Origin of the sequence: uncultured Veillonella sp. (assembly GCF_900545205.1) — a bacterium.
In the GTDB taxonomy this organism is placed as follows: domain Bacteria; phylum Bacillota; class Negativicutes; order Veillonellales; family Veillonellaceae; genus Veillonella.
Map to the genome: position 1 here is coordinate 1 of NZ_UQYC01000015.1, position 17,031 is coordinate 17,031.

15 protein-coding genes, 1 tRNA gene and 1 other RNA gene are annotated in these 17,031 nt (G+C 39.5%); all 17 read right to left on the reverse strand.

The features are described from left to right. Positions 1 to 334, reverse strand: an RNA gene (gene rnpB, locus QZR70_RS02605) — RNase P RNA component class A; the annotation flags it as partial. A 51-nt stretch (positions 335 to 385) separates the two neighbouring features. Then, positions 386 to 1,489 (reverse strand): Nif3-like dinuclear metal center hexameric protein, encoded by a 1,104-nt coding sequence (locus QZR70_RS02610; RefSeq protein WP_295792920.1) that lies wholly within the window; start codon positions 1,487 to 1,489, stop codon positions 386 to 388. Between the two features lie 5 nt (positions 1,490 to 1,494). Beyond that, positions 1,495 to 2,232 (reverse strand): class I SAM-dependent methyltransferase, encoded by a 738-nt coding sequence (locus tag QZR70_RS02615; protein WP_295792921.1) that lies wholly within the window; start codon positions 2,230 to 2,232, stop codon positions 1,495 to 1,497. 69 nt (positions 2,233 to 2,301) lie between these two features. Beyond that, positions 2,302 to 2,376 (reverse strand) — tRNA-Ile (locus tag QZR70_RS02620). 62 nt (positions 2,377 to 2,438) lie between these two features. Then, entirely contained in the window at positions 2,439 to 3,002 is a 564-nt protein-coding gene (gene folE, locus QZR70_RS02625; protein WP_295792924.1) for a GTP cyclohydrolase I FolE, read from the reverse strand. Positions 3,003 to 3,092: 90 nt separating this feature from the next. Then, positions 3,093 to 3,836, reverse strand: a complete 744-nt coding sequence (locus QZR70_RS02630) for a radical SAM protein (RefSeq protein ID WP_295792926.1) — start codon at positions 3,834 to 3,836, stop codon at positions 3,093 to 3,095. Then, complete coding sequence (gene queD, locus QZR70_RS02635) at positions 3,823 to 4,161, reverse strand: 6-carboxytetrahydropterin synthase QueD (RefSeq protein ID WP_004696395.1); 339 nt, start codon at positions 4,159 to 4,161, stop codon at positions 3,823 to 3,825. The genes QZR70_RS02630 and queD overlap by 14 nt, the downstream gene beginning before the upstream one ends. Positions 4,162 to 4,343: 182 nt before the next feature. Further along, positions 4,344 to 5,507, reverse strand: a complete 1,164-nt coding sequence (rpoD, locus tag QZR70_RS02640) for an RNA polymerase sigma factor RpoD (protein WP_295792928.1) — start codon at positions 5,505 to 5,507, stop codon at positions 4,344 to 4,346. 23 nt (positions 5,508 to 5,530) lie between these two features. Then, complete coding sequence (gene dnaG / locus QZR70_RS02645; protein WP_295792930.1) at positions 5,531 to 7,303, reverse strand: DNA primase; 1,773 nt, start codon at positions 7,301 to 7,303, stop codon at positions 5,531 to 5,533. A gap of 251 nt (positions 7,304 to 7,554) precedes the next feature. Further along, positions 7,555 to 9,099: a ribonuclease Y gene (gene rny, locus QZR70_RS02650; protein WP_105094511.1), complete on the reverse strand. Its 1,545-nt coding sequence runs from the start codon at positions 9,097 to 9,099 to the stop codon at positions 7,555 to 7,557. Positions 9,100 to 9,295: 196 nt separating this feature from the next. Beyond that, positions 9,296 to 9,739, reverse strand: a complete 444-nt coding sequence (locus tag QZR70_RS02655; RefSeq protein ID WP_295792932.1) for a regulatory protein RecX — start codon at positions 9,737 to 9,739, stop codon at positions 9,296 to 9,298. 2 nt (positions 9,740 to 9,741) lie between these two features. Beyond that, on the reverse strand, positions 9,742 to 10,782 hold the full coding sequence (gene recA / locus QZR70_RS02660; protein WP_005386086.1) for a recombinase RecA: 1,041 nt from the start codon (positions 10,780 to 10,782) through the stop codon (positions 9,742 to 9,744). A 4-nt stretch (positions 10,783 to 10,786) separates the two neighbouring features. Further along, positions 10,787 to 12,034: a competence/damage-inducible protein A gene (locus QZR70_RS02665; protein ID WP_295792933.1), complete on the reverse strand. Its 1,248-nt coding sequence runs from the start codon at positions 12,032 to 12,034 to the stop codon at positions 10,787 to 10,789. 37 nt (positions 12,035 to 12,071) lie between these two features. Beyond that, positions 12,072 to 13,418 carry a 30S ribosomal protein S12 methylthiotransferase RimO gene (gene rimO / locus QZR70_RS02670; RefSeq protein WP_295781668.1) on the reverse strand — a complete coding sequence of 449 codons (1,347 nt, stop codon included), beginning with the start codon at positions 13,416 to 13,418 and terminating at the stop codon, positions 12,072 to 12,074. 64 nt (positions 13,419 to 13,482) lie between these two features. After that, positions 13,483 to 14,520, reverse strand: a complete 1,038-nt coding sequence (locus QZR70_RS02675) for an ABC transporter substrate-binding protein (protein ID WP_295220824.1) — start codon at positions 14,518 to 14,520, stop codon at positions 13,483 to 13,485. A gap of 62 nt (positions 14,521 to 14,582) precedes the next feature. Then, entirely contained in the window at positions 14,583 to 16,544 is a 1,962-nt protein-coding gene (locus QZR70_RS02680; protein WP_295792936.1) for a YgiQ family radical SAM protein, read from the reverse strand. A gap of 30 nt (positions 16,545 to 16,574) precedes the next feature. Continuing rightward, positions 16,575 to 17,027, reverse strand: a complete 453-nt coding sequence (locus QZR70_RS02685) for a helix-turn-helix transcriptional regulator (RefSeq protein WP_105089411.1) — start codon at positions 17,025 to 17,027, stop codon at positions 16,575 to 16,577. Positions 17,028 to 17,031 lie beyond the last annotated feature (4 nt).

The following is a 17,031-nucleotide window of genomic DNA, read 5'->3' on the forward strand; positions in this document are numbered from 1 at the left end:
TAAGCCGAGTTCTGTTCCGCTTGCGCGGTGACGATTATCTTTCTAGGCGTACAGTCGCCTGCACGCTCGAGCGACACAACCCGGAAGGTAGGCGGGACCACCCTTAACCCTTCCCTATTCGGTCTTGCTCCGGATGGGGTTTACCGAGCCAGCCTGTTACCAGACTGCTGGTGAGCTCTTACCTCACCTTTCCACCCTTACCACTGACGTGGCGGTTTCCTTTTCTATGGCACTTTCCCTAAGGTTACCCTCGCCAGACGTTATCTGGCATCCTGCCCTATGGAGCTCGGACTTTCCTCGAGTCCTATGGACTCGCAACCGTCTTTCATACTTGCTTCAATTCAGTTTATCATAGCTAGCCTATTTGTTGCAAGAAAATGCAATATTATAAGAAAAAGAAATCATTCTGTTCTGTAAAAGCTTTCACAGGAACAGATATATCTTTACTAAGTAAATAGTCACGTAAACCGCTAGCAACAATAGATTCTGTGCCAAAATGACCTGCATCAACTACAAGCAATCCAAGCTCTTTAGCTAATTGTGCATCATGATATTTCACATCGCCTGTAACATATGCGTCTACACGCAGGCGAGCTGCATCCTTAATAAATTCAGCACCGGCACCAGAACATAGTGCTATGGATTGAATTTCTTTAGGTGCTATGCCAGCAAAACGAATATTAGCCTCTGGTAATGCTTCCTGTACCCATTCACGGAATGTATCTAAATCTAAGGCGTTTGGTAATCTACCAATACGACCTAAATATTGAGTCGCCCCTTTCGGCTCAACTAAGGATAGCACCTCATAAGCGGCCTCTTCATAAGGATGTGCATCTTTCATCGCTTCAATGACGTGTTGCAAATGTATACCATCTACCAACGCATTGATTTGTACTTCTGGTACTACTGTCATAGATCCGGCTTCACCAATTACAGGATGAGAGGTATCATTGCCTACAAAGCGACCTTCACCATGAGCACTAAAACTACAGTATTCATAGTTACCAATACGTCCAGCACCAGCATTCCCCATTGCCATTCGAACCGCATCAGCTGCATTTTCAGGTACAAAGGTAGTTATCTTATACAATGCGTCTTCCCCAGTTTTGATAAAGCCTTTAATATCTATAAGACCTAATTGTTCTGCCAACATATCATTCAAGCCACCAGGTGCAATATCAAGATTGGTATGTGCACTGTACACGGCAATATTATGTTGGATTAATTGATTAATCATTCGCCCTTGCGCCGTATCACAAGACAATTGTTTTAAGCCCTTAAAAATCAACGGGTGATGACTAACAATTACATTACAGTCATGTTCAATGGCATATGAAATGGCCTCCTCTGTTACATCTAATGTAGTTAACACACCTGTGACGATAGCATTTCTATCACCCACCATGAGGCCCACATTATCCCAAGATTCTGCATAAGAACGAGGGGCCAATTGTTCCATTAAGGTAATAACTTGTCGAACTGTTGTCATAAAGCTCACTTCTTTCTATCTTCTAAAAGTCCGTGCAGAAATTCTACTTCACGCTCTAAATCCTTATACTTATCTGTATGGCTCAATTGCTCAGTCATACCGTCTAGTGCACATTGTCGTTGATATATTAAGTACTCAATGTATTTCGTCCAAAGTGATGGTCGTTCCTGTTCTAAAAGAGCACCTACAGACCATAATAACGAATCCTCTGGTAATGATTGATAAACATCTACGTATTCAGCCATGCCCGTATACGCTTCTACCTGATCATTACGCACTGCTAAAAATGCAGTGTATAGCTTTCCTGCATCTTCAACGATGATTTCAAGGACGATAACATAGCCCTTTTGTACCATATATTGACGTAATTCTTTTTGTCCATTCTGTGGTTGTAATACGTAGAACTCTAAAGGCTCTGGACCGGCATCTACAATATCGCGCATGAGATATCCACCCATACCACAGCAAATGGCACCATTTAATTCGCCCTTCTCTGTTACCTTTAGACCATCCCCTAATCGACAATCTACTTTAGAAGTTAACCCACAAGATTGAACATATTCTTTTGCAGATTCTAAAGGTCCTTTATGCACGTCGCCAGCAATAACAAATTCAGCACGATTACGGTTGATAAGTTCTACTGCTAAATATCCATGATCAGTACCAATATCAGCTATAGCATGAGCTTTTGGTACGATTGAAAACACCGCCTCTAAGCGATCCATCATAGGTCTAGGTTCCATAATTCCTCTATTACTATATATAAAAATAACCGCCCTTGAATTCTCAAGGACGGTAGATATCAACATAATTGGTGGGCCCACCTGGGATCGAACCAGGGACCGACCGGTTATGAGCCGGTTGCTCTACCCCTGAGCTATAGGCCCACAGTTAGTTTCTAGCTTATTAATTATACCGAATAGCCTAACTATTAGTCAAGATATCTAGTCTACGACTGTTTCATCAACATAAAACGGTGAATCATATTATCTTCGTTAAATACACCCTTTGTAGCTAATGTAGTAGTCTGGCTATCTGTAGATTTAATCCCTCTCGCACTCATACAACTATGAGAAGATGTAATATGAACAATAACATCCTCTGACCCCGTAGCTAGTGAAATAACTTCAGCTATATCTTCTCCAATTTTTTCTTGTAATTGCAATCGTTTGCAACACATTTCAGCAATGCGAGGTATTTTAGATAAGCCAATAACACGACCTTTAGGAATATAGCCAATGCTAATACTCATATCATACATCAAAGCCATATGGTGTTCGCAATGGGAAAAACACGTAATATCCTTTACTACAACCATTTGATTTGTATCAACTTCAAAGGTTTTACCATACATCTCTGCAATCTCAGCATTCGTATACTGAATTCCTTCGTATACCTCTGCCATCATTTGAGCTACGCGCTTAGGCGTTTCTACTAAACCTTCACGATTAGGGTCCTCCCCTAAGGCTTCTAGCAATTGATATACAAGTGATTCTACTTTTTCTGTATCCATATGTTCCCCTTTATATCAAGGTGTCATCATATCATAATGTATCATACTGCATTAGAAAACATTCGATACTCTACCTACACCCTAACTATACTATACACCTTTCGCATCAGGATCCCATACAAATTTATGAATCTGTAATTGGAATCGTACATTTTGTAGATTATGTTCTTTCATATAATCAATAATGGCAGCTGCCTCTATTTTCCCCCACACTGGCGATACATAGATTTGAGCCTTTGTAGGATAGTGATTAATCATACGACGCATACAGTCTAAATCCTCTACGGAACCTACTACAAATTTAATTAAATCCTGCTTCCTAGAAACTTTGAATATATCTAAATTCATAGATTCCTCAGCTAAAGAGGATGGTGTTTTATAATCGTAGGTAAACCACACATTTTCTCGGTGAAAGCTCGGTATAATCGTACCATTTGTTTCAATATTGAAATCGTAAAGACTTTCACTATCTAATACGTCTTGAGCATCTTCAGATACATTATTTTCCGTAGTCGATTTTTTATCAGCACACGGTTTATCCTCTAATTTAGCAGATTTACGACGATTTAATTCATCGATTAGCTCCACTACAGCAGCTTCTTGTAATAGTGGCTCACCACCCGTAATGGTAATTCGATGATTGCCTAAACGTTCAATAACATCAGCCACCTCTCGGACGGTCATGTCTGTGAAAGTACTATCAATACCATAACTATAGGTAGTATCGCAATATGAACAGCGTATATTGCAATCATGAAGGCGTAAGAATGTGGTTAATAGCCCTTGACGACTTCCTTCACCATCAATAGAAGCGAAGATTTCAATCACGTTCATAAATAGCTGTGTTCCCTTCAGACTCTTGAACCTCTACTTTGAAACATTTAGGGCCCAACTCATCAGCAATCCATTTTGCCATGTTTTCAGCAGTAGGATTAATATCGCCTAATACATCATTGATATGACGATGATCTAAGCGGCCATGTATTTTTTCTTTAATAATGGTAAAGTCGATGACCATGCCATTATGGTCTAACTCTTCAGAACGAGCATGAACCGTAATAATCCAATTATGCCCATGAAGATTTTGACATTTACTTGGATAATCTAATTTCAATTGGTGAGATGCACTCACCTCTAATCGTTTTGTAACTGTAAACATTATATCTCCTAAATATTATATGAACTTTAATATATTATATGCACTTTAATATTTGCTATGTATTACATTAAAAGGCTTTAACGTACTCTTATTACTTACGTTTACTATCTTTAATTATATCACAAAAGGGTTGCAACACAGCACAATAGCACTGTATTACAACCCTTAAGAGATTCAACATCTTATAAGAAGTCTTTAATTTTATCCCGTTTACCACGATTGCGCAATTTAGTAAGCGCTTTACCTTCGATTTGACGGATACGTTCACGGGTTACATTGAAATGTTGACCTACTTCTTCCAATGTACGTGGTTTACCATCTTTCAAACCAAAGCGCAAGATCAATACTTGTTGCTCACGGTCAGTTAAGCATGTAAATACATCTTCAATTTGTTCTTGTAATAAGATGTAGCTAGCTGCATCATCTGGAGCAATAGCATCTTGGTCTTCAATGAAGTCTCCTAAGTGAGAGTCTTCCTCTTCACCAATTGGAGTTTCCAATGATACTGGTTCTTGTGCGATTTTTTGAATTTCACGCACACGCTCTACCGTAATCCCCATACCTTCTGCAATTTCCTCTGGTAATGGTTCACGACCTTTATCTTGCAACAATTGTCGGGAAATACGAATCAATTTATTGATTGTTTCTACCATATGTACTGGAATACGAATTGTACGAGCTTGGTCCGCAATAGCACGAGTAATGGCTTGACGAATCCACCATGTAGCATATGTGGAGAATTTATAACCCTTTGTATAGTCGAACTTATCTACAGCTTTAATAAGGCCCAAGTTACCTTCTTGAATCAAGTCCAAGAATAACATACCACGACCTACATAGCGTTTCGCAATACTTACTACTAGGCGCAAGTTAGCATCTACCAATTTTTTCTTAGCCTTTTTGGCAAGTTGAATGTCTTTATATGTAGCATCTTCTGCTGCGCCAGCTTCAATTTGCTTAGCTAAAACAATTTCCTCATCAGCGGAAAGCAATGGAACACGACCGATTTCTTTGAGGTACATACGTACTGGATCATCAATGTTAACGCCAGAGTCTACACTTAAATCGATGGAGATATTCTTTTCACTAGAAGTATCCTCTTCATCCTCTTCTTCTGGCTCTATTGGATTAGCATCAGCGTCCTCACCGTCGATATCAGCCACGACTTCAATATTTAACTTACCAAATGTAGTATAAATATCATCTAATTGTTCTGCAGTAAGATCAGTCTGCTCATGAAGAGCATCTGAAATCTCGGATTGTGTCAACACACCGCTTTTACGGCCTTTTTCAAGAAGTTGTTCAACAATCTCCTCTATTTGACTTTTTTGTACTTTCTTAGCCACAGCGCTCTCCTTTTTACATTATATTACTTAGACCATTCTCTAATTAAGTTCTGTATTTCCTGACACTTATGTAATTCGCTAATAAATGTCGAATCTCCTGCCCGTTTTAGTTGATCCGCCATAATTGAATGCGCTTTATACTGTTCACGCAATGAATGAAGCCTTATCTTGCGGATTAATCCAGGCACTTGCACCTTATATTCATCCTCACTCATAACAACCAATCTAGAGTAAATATCATACTCCGATGGGGATAAAACAGACTGAATGGTAGTATCATCTAGACGACCTTCTTGTTTAAATAAGGTGAATATCTTTTCTATTATACCGCGATATTCAATTTTTTCAAAGTCCTCTAATGGCAAGTAGCTCATCATATGTTGTAACACTTCACCATCTGTAAAGGCTAAGGACAATAATTTCTCTGCATCACCTTTAGGTAAATCCTGTGTTGGCAAAGGTGCAGATGCAGTATCCACTAATTCAATTTGTCCTTTTTTTACATAGTCTCTGAAATATCTAAAGATACTACTATTATCAAGCCACAAAGGTAATGCCAATGTTTTTAATGCATCATCCCGTTGTGTTTGACTATCTATATTAGCAATATACGGGAATACATCAGCCAAAACAGCTTGCTTCCCTTCCGTATCATTTGTATCGTGTTTAATTAGGGACTCACTCAATAAATAATCAAGAGGCTTAACCGCTTTAGCCACTAAATCTTTAAATGCTTGTCCTCCATGATTACGTACATAATCATCTGGATCTTTGCCATCTGGCATAGCGAGGACACGCACCTTGAAGTCCGTATTTTGCAATAATTCTATAGCTCTAGCCGCCGCTTGACGACCTGCTCCATCCATATCATAGGCCAGCACAATTCCATCGGCCTGCCGCATCAAGATATGCCCATGGTCTCGTGTATAAGCTGTCCCCAAAGATGCTACCACATTAGTAACACCATGGTTATGGGCAGATATAACGTCCATATACCCTTCCACAAGGATAGCCTGTCGTTCTTGACGAATGGATTTATAAGCCTTATCAAAGGCAAATAATAGTTTCCCCTTTTCAAAGATGGCTGATTCTGGTGAGTTCAAATATTTTGGCGTACTGTCATCCATGACACGTCCACCAAAGGCAACTACACGACCTTTACCATCCATAATAGGAAACATAATACGGTTTCTAAAGAAATCGTAAAACTGCCCTTTTTGATTTTTACGAACTAGATTTAGCTCCAAGAGAATGGAATCATCAATGCCGCGTTCGTGAAAGGCACGATACAACTTATCCCAACCATCTGGAGCAAAGCCTAATTTAAATTTTTCAATCGTCTCTTTTGTAAGGCCCCGTTTTTTTAAGTAATCAAGGCCAACCTTACCAATCGATGTTTGAGTAAGGCAGTTATGGAAAAATGTAGCCGCTAGTTCTGACGCTTCATATAGTTTTTTCCGTCGTTCGTCTCGAGCTCGTTGTTCTGGTGAAAGCTTAGCCTCTGGCAATGGAATATTAGCGCGATTAGCAAGGCGCTCTAAGACCTCAACAAAGCTTAAATGCTCAAGTTCCATAAGGAATTTAATGACATTTCCCGATGCATGACAGCCAAAACAATAATAAAAGCCCTTTTCAGGGGCAACACTAAAGGACGGCGTCTTTTCATTATGAAATGGACAACAACCCCAATAGTTCTTGCCCCGTTTCTTTAAGGCTACATGCTCAGATATTACAGATACAATATCATTTGCATCTTTGATTTGTTCAATCAATTCATTTTCAAAATATCGGCTCATAGCCAACGCCTCCTTCCCTTATATATATTAATTCGATATACAAATAAAAAATCCTCTATTTGTAAAGTAATTTAATCAATTATCAAGTCGACCGATTTAGTAACTGATACGAATCATAGGAATCACCATCTATTTAGGATCAATACATGGTGATTCCTATACGCCGTATCTTTTAATAGTCTGCGAATAATATTTGATAATAATAGGCTGCAATGAAATCATTGCAGCCTATACTTATCGCTTATAGCATATTATTTTGCGTAATCCACAACGCGAGTTTCACGAATAATTACGACCTTAATTTGGCCTGGATATTCGAGTTCAGACTCGATGCGTTTTACGATATTCCGAACGAGTAATGTAGACTCAGCTTCATCAATCTTATCCGGTTTTACTACAACGCGAATCTCACGACCTGCTTGAATAGCAAAGCATTTTTCAACGCCTTCGAAGGATTCAGCGATTTCTTCCAATTTAGATAAACGTTTCAAGTAGTTTTCTAATGTTTCTCGACGTGCTCCAGGACGAGCCGCAGAGATAGCATCAGCAGCTGCAACTAATACAGCTTCTACAGATTGGAACTCTTCATCACCATGATGAGCGCCAATGCAGTTAATTACTGCTGCGCTTTCACGATATTTACGAGCCACATCAACACCAATTTGAACATGAGAACCCTCAAGTTCACGGTCCAATGCTTTACCAATATCATGGATTAAACCACCTCGTTTAGCCAATGTTACATCACAGCCTAGTTCAGCTGCCATCAAACCTGCTAAATGAGATACTTCAATAGAATGTTTCAAAACGTTTTGACCGTAACTAGTACGATATTTCAAACGGCCTAAAATCTTAACAATTTCAGGATGTAAGCCATGAACATCAGCTTCAAATGTTGCTTGTTCACCAGCTTCTTTAATAGTTTGGTCAACCTCTTTACGAGCTTTACCAACCATTTCTTCAATACGAGCTGGATGGATACGACCATCTACAATCAATTTTTCTAAAGCAATACGAGCCACTTCACGACGAATTGGGTCGAAGCCAGAAAGAATAACTGCTTCTGGTGTGTCATCGATAATCAAGTCAATACCTGTTAATGTTTCGAGTGCGCGAATATTACGGCCCTCACGACCAATAATGCGGCCTTTCATTTCATCATTAGGCAATGCCACTACGGATACGGTAGTTTCCGCTACATGGTCAGCTGCGCAACGTTGGATTGCAGAGGAGATAATTTCTTTTGCTTTTTTCTCCGCATCATCCTTAGCTTGCTGCTCCATTTCCTTAACCATAATTGCCGTTTCATGACGAATCTCTTGTTCTACATTTGTTAACAAGATATTCTTAGCTTCTTCAAATGTCATGCCAGAAATACGTTCTAACTCTGCCATTTGTTTTTCATACAAAGCTTCAATTTTTTCACGGCTTTGGGCTAAGTCAGCTTCTTTGCGATGTAAAGCTTCCTCTTTGTGTTCAATATTGTCTAATTTTTTATCCAAAGATTCTTCTTTTTGAAGAATACGACGTTCCATACGTTGAAGTTCAGAACGGCGATCTTTATTTTCTCGTTCTACATCAGAACGGAGCTTATGAATTTCTTCTTTCGCTTCTAATAAAGCTTCTTTCTTTTTAGACTCAGCTGTGCGCTCACCGTTAGCGATGATGCGTGCAGCCTCTTGTTCAGCTTGATTCAGTTTTCCTTCAGCAATATTTTTTCTAAAAAAATAGCCTGCCCCTAGTCCAATCAGTACCATTACCACTGCAATTAGACAATACTCTAAAATATGTCCCACATCTTCTAAAATCTGTCTCACCTCCTCTTAAATTCTCAAAATCGAGCTTTCATGCTCCTTTTTATGCCCTTCATGCATTAAATTATCATTTAGCCATATCATCATATAAATAAATAAGGCTATTATTAATTTTAGACTTGAAAGCCCTTTCTGTCAAGATTTTACAAGCCTGGTAAGGCCTCAGAAAAAGTACTATCTATTCATAAAAATCATTGCACACAACTTGGATAGTACTCGTTGAAAACCCTCTATATTTGAGAAAATTAAATACTTTTACACGAGGAGTGTCTTCTTCATTGAGAATAGAGCCAAATTTTTTCTCCACTACGCGATAAGCAGCTTTCACTTCATCATAATTAGAGATTTCCTGAGGCACTGTAAGACCTCGCAGCTTCATCTTTTGCTTAATCATATACGCACCGTATTTTTGTTCTTTCATCAAGTACGTCAATACTTGCTCAGATAAGCGTTCATCATTGATGTAATCATAGTCTCTAAGACGTTCAAGGACCCGCTCAATGATTGGGTCCTCAATTTGTTTACGTCTCATTTTTTGTGTCAGTTCATAGGAACTAAGAAATCGTTGAGCTAGGAAGCGATACGCTTGATCCATAGCAGCTTGCATCGTTTCGTCACTCATGATTATACTTCTTCAGTTACTTCTTCACCGATTACATCAATTTCTTCTGTACCAACAGCTAATGTATCGCGAATAATACGATCGATTTCATCAGCAATTTGTGGGTTATCTAACAAATATTGTTTAGCGGCTTCTTTACCTTGGCCCATGCGTTCACCGTTATAGGAATACCATGCACCAGATTTATTGATAATTTCCATATTTGTGCCAATATCGATAAGTGTACCAGCTTTGGAGATACCTTCACCGTACATCAAATCAAACTCAGCTGTTTTGAATGGAGGTGCTACTTTATTTTTAACAACTTTAACTTTAGTGCGAGCACCAACATTTTCGTTATTAGCTTTAATTAATTCACCCTTACGAACATCAAGACGTACGGAGGAATAGAATTTCAACGCACGACCACCTGTTGTAGTTTCAGGATTACCAAACATTACGCCTACTTTTTCACGCAATTGGTTGATAAAGATAACAACAGTTTTAGATTTGCTGATGATACCAGTCAATTTACGCAATGCTTTACTCATCAAACGAGCTTGGAGACCTACGTGAGCATCGCCCATTTCACCGTCGATTTCTGCTTTAGGAACCAAGGCTGCAACGGAGTCAACTACGACGATATCTACAGCACCACTGCGAACAAGGGCTTCTGTAATTTCAAGAGCTTGTTCACCATTATCTGGTTGAGAAATCAACAAGTTATTGATATCTACGCCCAAATTACGAGCATATACAGGATCCATTGCATGCTCCGCATCAATAAAAGCTGCAATGCCACCTTGTTTTTGCGCTTCTGCTACAGCGTGAAGAGCTACTGTTGTTTTACCAGAGGATTCTGGACCGTAGATTTCAATTACACGGCCACGAGGGAACCCACCTACGCCAACAGCGATATCGATTGCAAGAGAACCAGAGGAGATAACCTCTACGTTCATGCGATCTGCTGCTTCACCAAGACGCATAATAGCGCCTTTACCAAAGTCTTTTTCAATTTGTTTTAACGCGTTATCCAACGCTGCTTGTCTGCCATCTACAGCCATTATTTTATTTCCCCTTTTCTGTTATATAAGTATACACATAATATAGTGCTAGCTCTGCTGCACTTTGTCGAATATCTTCGCGATTACCAATTAAATTAGCCTTGTGAGCCACTGTTCCATGAGGTCCGGTAACCCCAAACCATACAAGACCAACGGGCTTTTCAGGACTACCACCGCCAGGACCAGCTATACCAGTCGTAGAAACGGCATATGTTGTTTGACCAACAGTTCGTGCCCCCTCGGCCATAGCCTTAGCAACTTGCTCACTAACGGCCCCATAGGTATCTAACATATCTTGAGGTACACCTAACACACGATGTTTGACATCATTGCTATAGGAAATAACACCGCCCATATAGTATTCACTGCTACCACTGACATTAGTCAATAACTTACCAACTAAGCCAGAGGTACAAGATTCAGCAGTACTAATCGTACTATGTTCCTCTAGTAAAGCACGCCCCAGAGTTTCCTCCATGGAAATAGATAAATCGCGACCTACCCGAGAGTCTAACCGTTCTCGAATGATAGCATCCCAAGGATTTAGAAGCTCATGTGCAGCCTCTAAGGTATCAGCCTTAGCCGTAATGCGCACCTCAATATAGCCTTTTTTGATTAATAACGCTATAGTCGGATTTGATTGATTCTTAATGAGATCCATTAAGGTATTTTCCAAATCGATTTCGCGAATATCATATACACCATATCGATAAGAGGTAACCACACCTTGTGAACCAAAGCGCTCATACAAATATGGAACTACACTATCTTGGAACATTCCCTTCATTTCACCAGGAGGTCCTGGCAAAAGAATATATGTAGTATCGCCATCTTCAACGACAACACCTGGTGCTACACCTACCGGATTATGTAGTACCTTTGCACCTTCTGGCAATTGTGCTTCTCGACGACTTGCATCAGGCACAGTACGTTTTACACGTTGGAAAAATTTTTCAACCTCATCCATCGCCTCTTGATTAAATATAATCTTTCGGTCCACAGAATCGGCCAATACATTCCGTGTAATATCCCCTTGCGTTGGTCCTAATCCGCCAGTACTAATAACGATGTCCGCTCTAGTGCTAGCTAATTGAAAGAGCTCTGCCATGCGCTTTGGATTATCTCCTACTACCGATTGATGAGCAATAGTATATCCTAATTTATTTAATTCTTGTGCTAACCAAGATACATTAGTGTTAACTGTATCACCTAGCAATAACTCTGAACCTGTAGAAATGAGTTCTACAATCATCAGATCACCTCCACAATCGAATGTATCGAGCTGTGTTTTATTCTACAACCGTAGCTACTACGTCGTAAGCAAAGCCTTGCTCTACTTGTACCTTAAGAATATCTCCAGGTTGAATCTCTTCTCCGCAGTCTTCAATGTACATATTACCGTCTACATCAGGTGCTTGAGATTTTAAGCGTCCTTTAGCGAGTAATGTACCATTCTCACCTTCCTCGATTTCTTCTACCATTGCATAGTCAATAGTACCTTCTAAATCGCGGTTATTTTCTTCAGAAATAGCGGCTTGGATGGACATGAGAATATGATAACGCTCTTCTTTTACCTCTTCTGGCACTTGGTCTTCACGCGCACCAGCTGGTGTACCTTCCTCTTGAGAATAAGTAAATACGCCCATATTATCAAATTTGATTTCTTTTACAAAGTCGCAAAGTTCTTCAAATTGCTCATCTGTTTCACCAGGGAAGCCAACGATAATAGATGTACGCAATGTAATATGTGTAGGAGCATTTCTAATTTTCTTAAGCAACCGTTCAATATCATTACGATCATCTCGACGATTCATTTGTTTTAAAATATCGTTATTAACATGTTGTAATGGGATATCTACATATTTACAAAGTTTTGGCTCATTAACGATAAGATCTAACAATTCATCGGAGAAGAATGTTGGATATAGGTATAACATACGAATCCATTCGATTCCATCTACCGTAGTTAACTCCTTAAGCAATGTAGTCAACAAAGGCTTGCCATCGTTAAGGTCAATACCATAACTAGTTGTATCTTGAGCAATCAGAACAACTTCCTTAACACCTGCTGCAGCTAATCGTTCCACTTCGGCCTTAATAGACTCGATAGTACGACTGCGGAATGCACCGCGCACCTTTGGAATAATGCAGAAGGTACAACCGTTGTTACAGCCTTCCGCAATTTTTACATACGCACTGTAACGAGGTGTTGTTTGAATACGAGGCATGCGTTCATCATAGATATTTGTAATATTTTCCATGATACAACTACGATTGCCATGCTCAATAGCATCAACAGCAACCATGATTTGGTCCCATGCACCTGTACCGATCAAAGCATCAATTTCAGGGATTTCTTTGAATAGCTCATCCTGATATTGTTGGCTTAAGCAACCTGCTACAATAAGGCCTTTACATGTACCATCTTCTTTATATTGAGCTACCTCAAGAATGGTATTGATAGACTCCGCTTTGGCTTTCTCAATAAAAGTACAGGTATTTACGACGATAAGATCTGCTTCGCTTAGGTCCTCTGTAATCGTATAGCCATTATCTTTCAATAAGCCTAACATTACCTCTGTATCTACTAAGTTTTTAGCACAACCTAGGCTAACATATCCTAATTTCTTACCCATTCTATATCCTTTCTTAACAAGATTATTTTCAATTTACTACCTTAATAGGATCTATATAACTGAGTTATTCCTTACGGAAACGCACTTGGCTAACCCAGTGATTTAGTAATAATTTTTTACCATCAATGGTGTAACCGCCATTTACAGGCCATAAAATTAGCTCATGTCCCAATGAGTCTTTTGGCTCATCCATTTCTGGGTTTGTAAATATATAGGTGAAGTTATTTTCAACCATATACTTTGCAGTCTTTGTAGATAACAACCAATTAATAAATTCAACGCTATCTGCTTTATGTTTTGAATTTTTTAATACAGCAGCGCCAGTTACATAATAAGATGTTCCATCTGTTGGGTATATAACCTTAATCGGATATCCATGACGAGTATATTGGGCCGCATCAGACAAATTACCAATGCCGATATTAGACTCTCCTAACGCAGTTAAGCGAACTGGAGTAGACAAGAACTTGGCATGTTGTATTATATGTGGCTTTAAGCTATATAAATAGTTCAGTGCCTCAGGCTCGCCTCTATATTCCACCATGTTATATAACAAATTAGCTGCATTTTGGGATGCTACAAAATCGGTCATCACAATAGACCAATCACCTTGTTTGCCCAATGTATCCCAAGTAGTAATATATTTACCTATCCCATTGTAGAAGGTATCATTTTGAACAAATACAATAGGATCATACCAAAGACCTACCCAATACCCATTTATATCTTTTAGATTATCACGTACTTCGTCAATTCTCTCATTAACGATAGGTGCATATTTCCCTGCATTTGCCCCTACAACGAGATTATCTTCAGAGGTAAGTACCAGATCACCAGATGTATCAGCTACATTTGAAGCCGCCCGTTGAGCCATTTGCTCTTCTGTAAGAGGCATAACTGTAACTTTTACATTTTTCTCCTCTTCATAACGATCGGCAAGCAATGTAGTTATATTGTTCGGCAAGTCTGTATAAACTGTAATCTCACCACGAACAGGTTCTTTTGCATGTTCTAACTGTTCTTGATGGTAAAAGTTTACGCCATAGGTTAACATTCCTATAACAAATAGGGCTAAAACGCCCGGAGCAATCCACCGTTTCATATATGCCTCCTATAAGACATAAAGTATTCCCAAACCAGAATAGACAAAGCTATTCTCCATTATTAACGACTACCACGTCCTCGATTACTATTAGATGGGCGACTTTTGGTCATGCCATTACGAGAGGGTCTACCCTTACTACTTTTCTCACTAGACTGACGTCCGTTGCGACGATCATTATTCTTCCCACTATTACGAGAACCACTAGATTGACTAGGACGATTAGTCCGACCAATTGGGCGTGGTGGAATCAAACATTCAGGTCCAAACCCTATCAAGTCACGTCGATTAGCTTCAATGAGCGCCTCTTTTACAAGGTCATAATTTTCAATATTTTTATATTGCATTAAGGCCCGCTGCTTAGCTTTATCTCTACCTTTTTTTGCAACATATACAGGTTTTCCATCCAGTGGGTTAATGCCCGTATAGTACATACATGTCGATAAGCTCCCCGGCGTAGGAATAAAGTCTTGCACTTGTTCTGGATACATATGTTGATCACGTAAGAACTCAGCTAATTCAATAGCATCTTCCAAGGCACAACCTGGATGAGAGCTCATAAAATATGGTACTAAATATTGCTTCTTACCAAGCTTTTTATTGGCCTCTTCAAACCAAGATTTAAAGATGAGGAACTCTTCCTTACCAGCTTTGCCCATCATATTGGTAACGCGTTTAGAAACATGTTCTGGCGCTACTTTTAATTGTCCACTTACATGAAATTCACAAAGCTCTCGTACGAAGTCTTTATTGTTATCTGCTAGAACATAGTCATAGCGCAAACCAGAGCGAACAAATACCTTTTTTACCCCTTTTAGCTTACGTAATTTACGGAGTAGTGCAATATAATCATCATGATTTGTATTAAGATTTTCACAAGGCTCTGGAGCCGCACAGGTACGACCTTTACAAGCGCCATATACAGCTTGTTTATCACATGCTAAATGACGGAAGTTTGCCGTAGGGCCCCCAACATCGTGAATATAGCCCTTAAAATTATCCATCTCAATCATAGTTTGAGCTTCGTCAATTAAAGACTCATGACTACGATTTTGGATGATACGACCTTGATGATTGGTAATGGCACAGAATGAACAGCTACCAAAGCATCCGCGTTGACTAACAAGGCTAAATTGTACTTCACTTAACGCTGGTACGCCACCTTTATCATCGTATTTAGGATGCCACTTACGTGTATATGGCAAGTTATATACACCATCCATTTCCTCCTGAGTCAAAGGCAAAGCAGGCGTATTTTGAATAAGATATCTGTCCCCATGCTTTTGGACTACCATACGACCATAAAATGGGTCTTGTTCATCATATTGAATACGAAATGCATCAGCAAAGGCCATCTTATCGGCTTTAATTTCCTCAAAAGACGGGCATTCAACATAATCTATAGTAGGAATTTCCTTTGCCATATAACAAATACCGCGAATAGATGGCAAGGACTCTTTAAAGCGACCTTGATCTAGAGCATCTGCTAATTCCACAATTTGAAGTTCACCCATACCATAAACAAGTACATCAGCCTTAGAATCAACTAAGATAGAGCGACGTACAGTATCTGACCAATAGTCATAATGACCAAATCGGCGCAAGGATGCCTCTATACCACCGATAATAAGCGGCACATCACTATATGCCTCTTTCATGCGGTTCGCATATACCAAGGTAGCCCGATCTGGACGATGACCAGATTCACCTCCGGGAGAATAATCATCTTGACGGCGAATCTTCTTTGCGGCTGTAAATTTATTGAGCATTGAGTCTAGATTCCCTGCTGTAACAAGGGACGCTAGACGCGGTTTACCTAGTTTTTTGAAAGCCTCTACATCATTCCAATCTGGTTGATCTATAATGCCTACACGATAGCCTTTGGACTCTAGGTACCGTCCGATAACGGCAGGAGCAAAGGACGGATGGTCTACATAGGCGTCCCCACTGATGAGGACAAAGTCTAATTCGGCCCAGCCACGTTCCTTCATATCCGAAGGTTCTGTTACTAAAAATCTATCCATCGATTGAGTAAATGCCTTTCTTTCCTTTAATCAGAAAAGGAATAACCATAGTAAAAATAATGCCATACAGAATAAAATTATGCCTAAAATAATACGTTCTTGAACGATAGAACGTTGACGTTTACGTTGACGCGTTTCTAAGGACATACGCTTTTTAGATGTTTGATATTCAACGAATTCACTTTGCACCAAATTTGGTGTCGCTTGCGCTTTCTGCCGTGTAACAGAACGCAAAGAAAACGTATCTATATCACCTACCTGACTTTGATAAGCTTTCACCAAGCGATCACCATCAAGATCTAAATAATTACCGTAATTACGAATGAAGCCTTTTACGTAGACCTGACCAGGAATGATGTCATACTTACCATCTTCGATAGCTTCCAAATAGGTTGTCTTAATGTGAAGTACTTGCTCCACATCTTTAAAGGTTAGATTACGTCTTACCCGTTCACGTCGTAATTCTTCGCCTAATTCAGCCATTTTC

Coding starts and splice junctions, on each gene's coding strand:
- QZR70_RS02610 (WP_295792920.1), bottom strand. CDS start 1,489: ATGACAACAGTTCGACAAGTTATTACCTTAATGGAACAATTGGCCCCT.
- QZR70_RS02615 (WP_295792921.1), bottom strand. CDS start 2,232: ATGGAACCTAGACCTATGATGGATCGCTTAGAGGCGGTGTTTTCAATC.
- folE (WP_295792924.1), bottom strand. CDS start 3,002: ATGGATACAGAAAAAGTAGAATCACTTGTATATCAATTGCTAGAAGCC.
- QZR70_RS02630 (WP_295792926.1), bottom strand. CDS start 3,836: ATGAACGTGATTGAAATCTTCGCTTCTATTGATGGTGAAGGAAGTCGT.
- queD (WP_004696395.1), bottom strand. CDS start 4,161: ATGTTTACAGTTACAAAACGATTAGAGGTGAGTGCATCTCACCAATTG.
- dnaG (WP_295792930.1), bottom strand. CDS start 7,303: ATGAGCCGATATTTTGAAAATGAATTGATTGAACAAATCAAAGATGCA.
- QZR70_RS02655 (WP_295792932.1), bottom strand. CDS start 9,739: ATGAGTGACGAAACGATGCAAGCTGCTATGGATCAAGCGTATCGCTTC.
- recA (WP_005386086.1), bottom strand. CDS start 10,782: ATGGCTGTAGATGGCAGACAAGCAGCGTTGGATAACGCGTTAAAACAA.
- QZR70_RS02665 (WP_295792933.1), bottom strand. CDS start 12,034: ATGATTGTAGAACTCATTTCTACAGGTTCAGAGTTATTGCTAGGTGAT.
- rimO (WP_295781668.1), bottom strand. CDS start 13,418: ATGGGTAAGAAATTAGGATATGTTAGCCTAGGTTGTGCTAAAAACTTA.
- QZR70_RS02675 (WP_295220824.1), bottom strand. CDS start 14,520: ATGAAACGGTGGATTGCTCCGGGCGTTTTAGCCCTATTTGTTATAGGA.
- QZR70_RS02680 (WP_295792936.1), bottom strand. CDS start 16,544: ATGGATAGATTTTTAGTAACAGAACCTTCGGATATGAAGGAACGTGGC.
- QZR70_RS02685 (WP_105089411.1), bottom strand. CDS start 17,027: ATGGCTGAATTAGGCGAAGAATTACGACGTGAACGGGTAAGACGTAAT.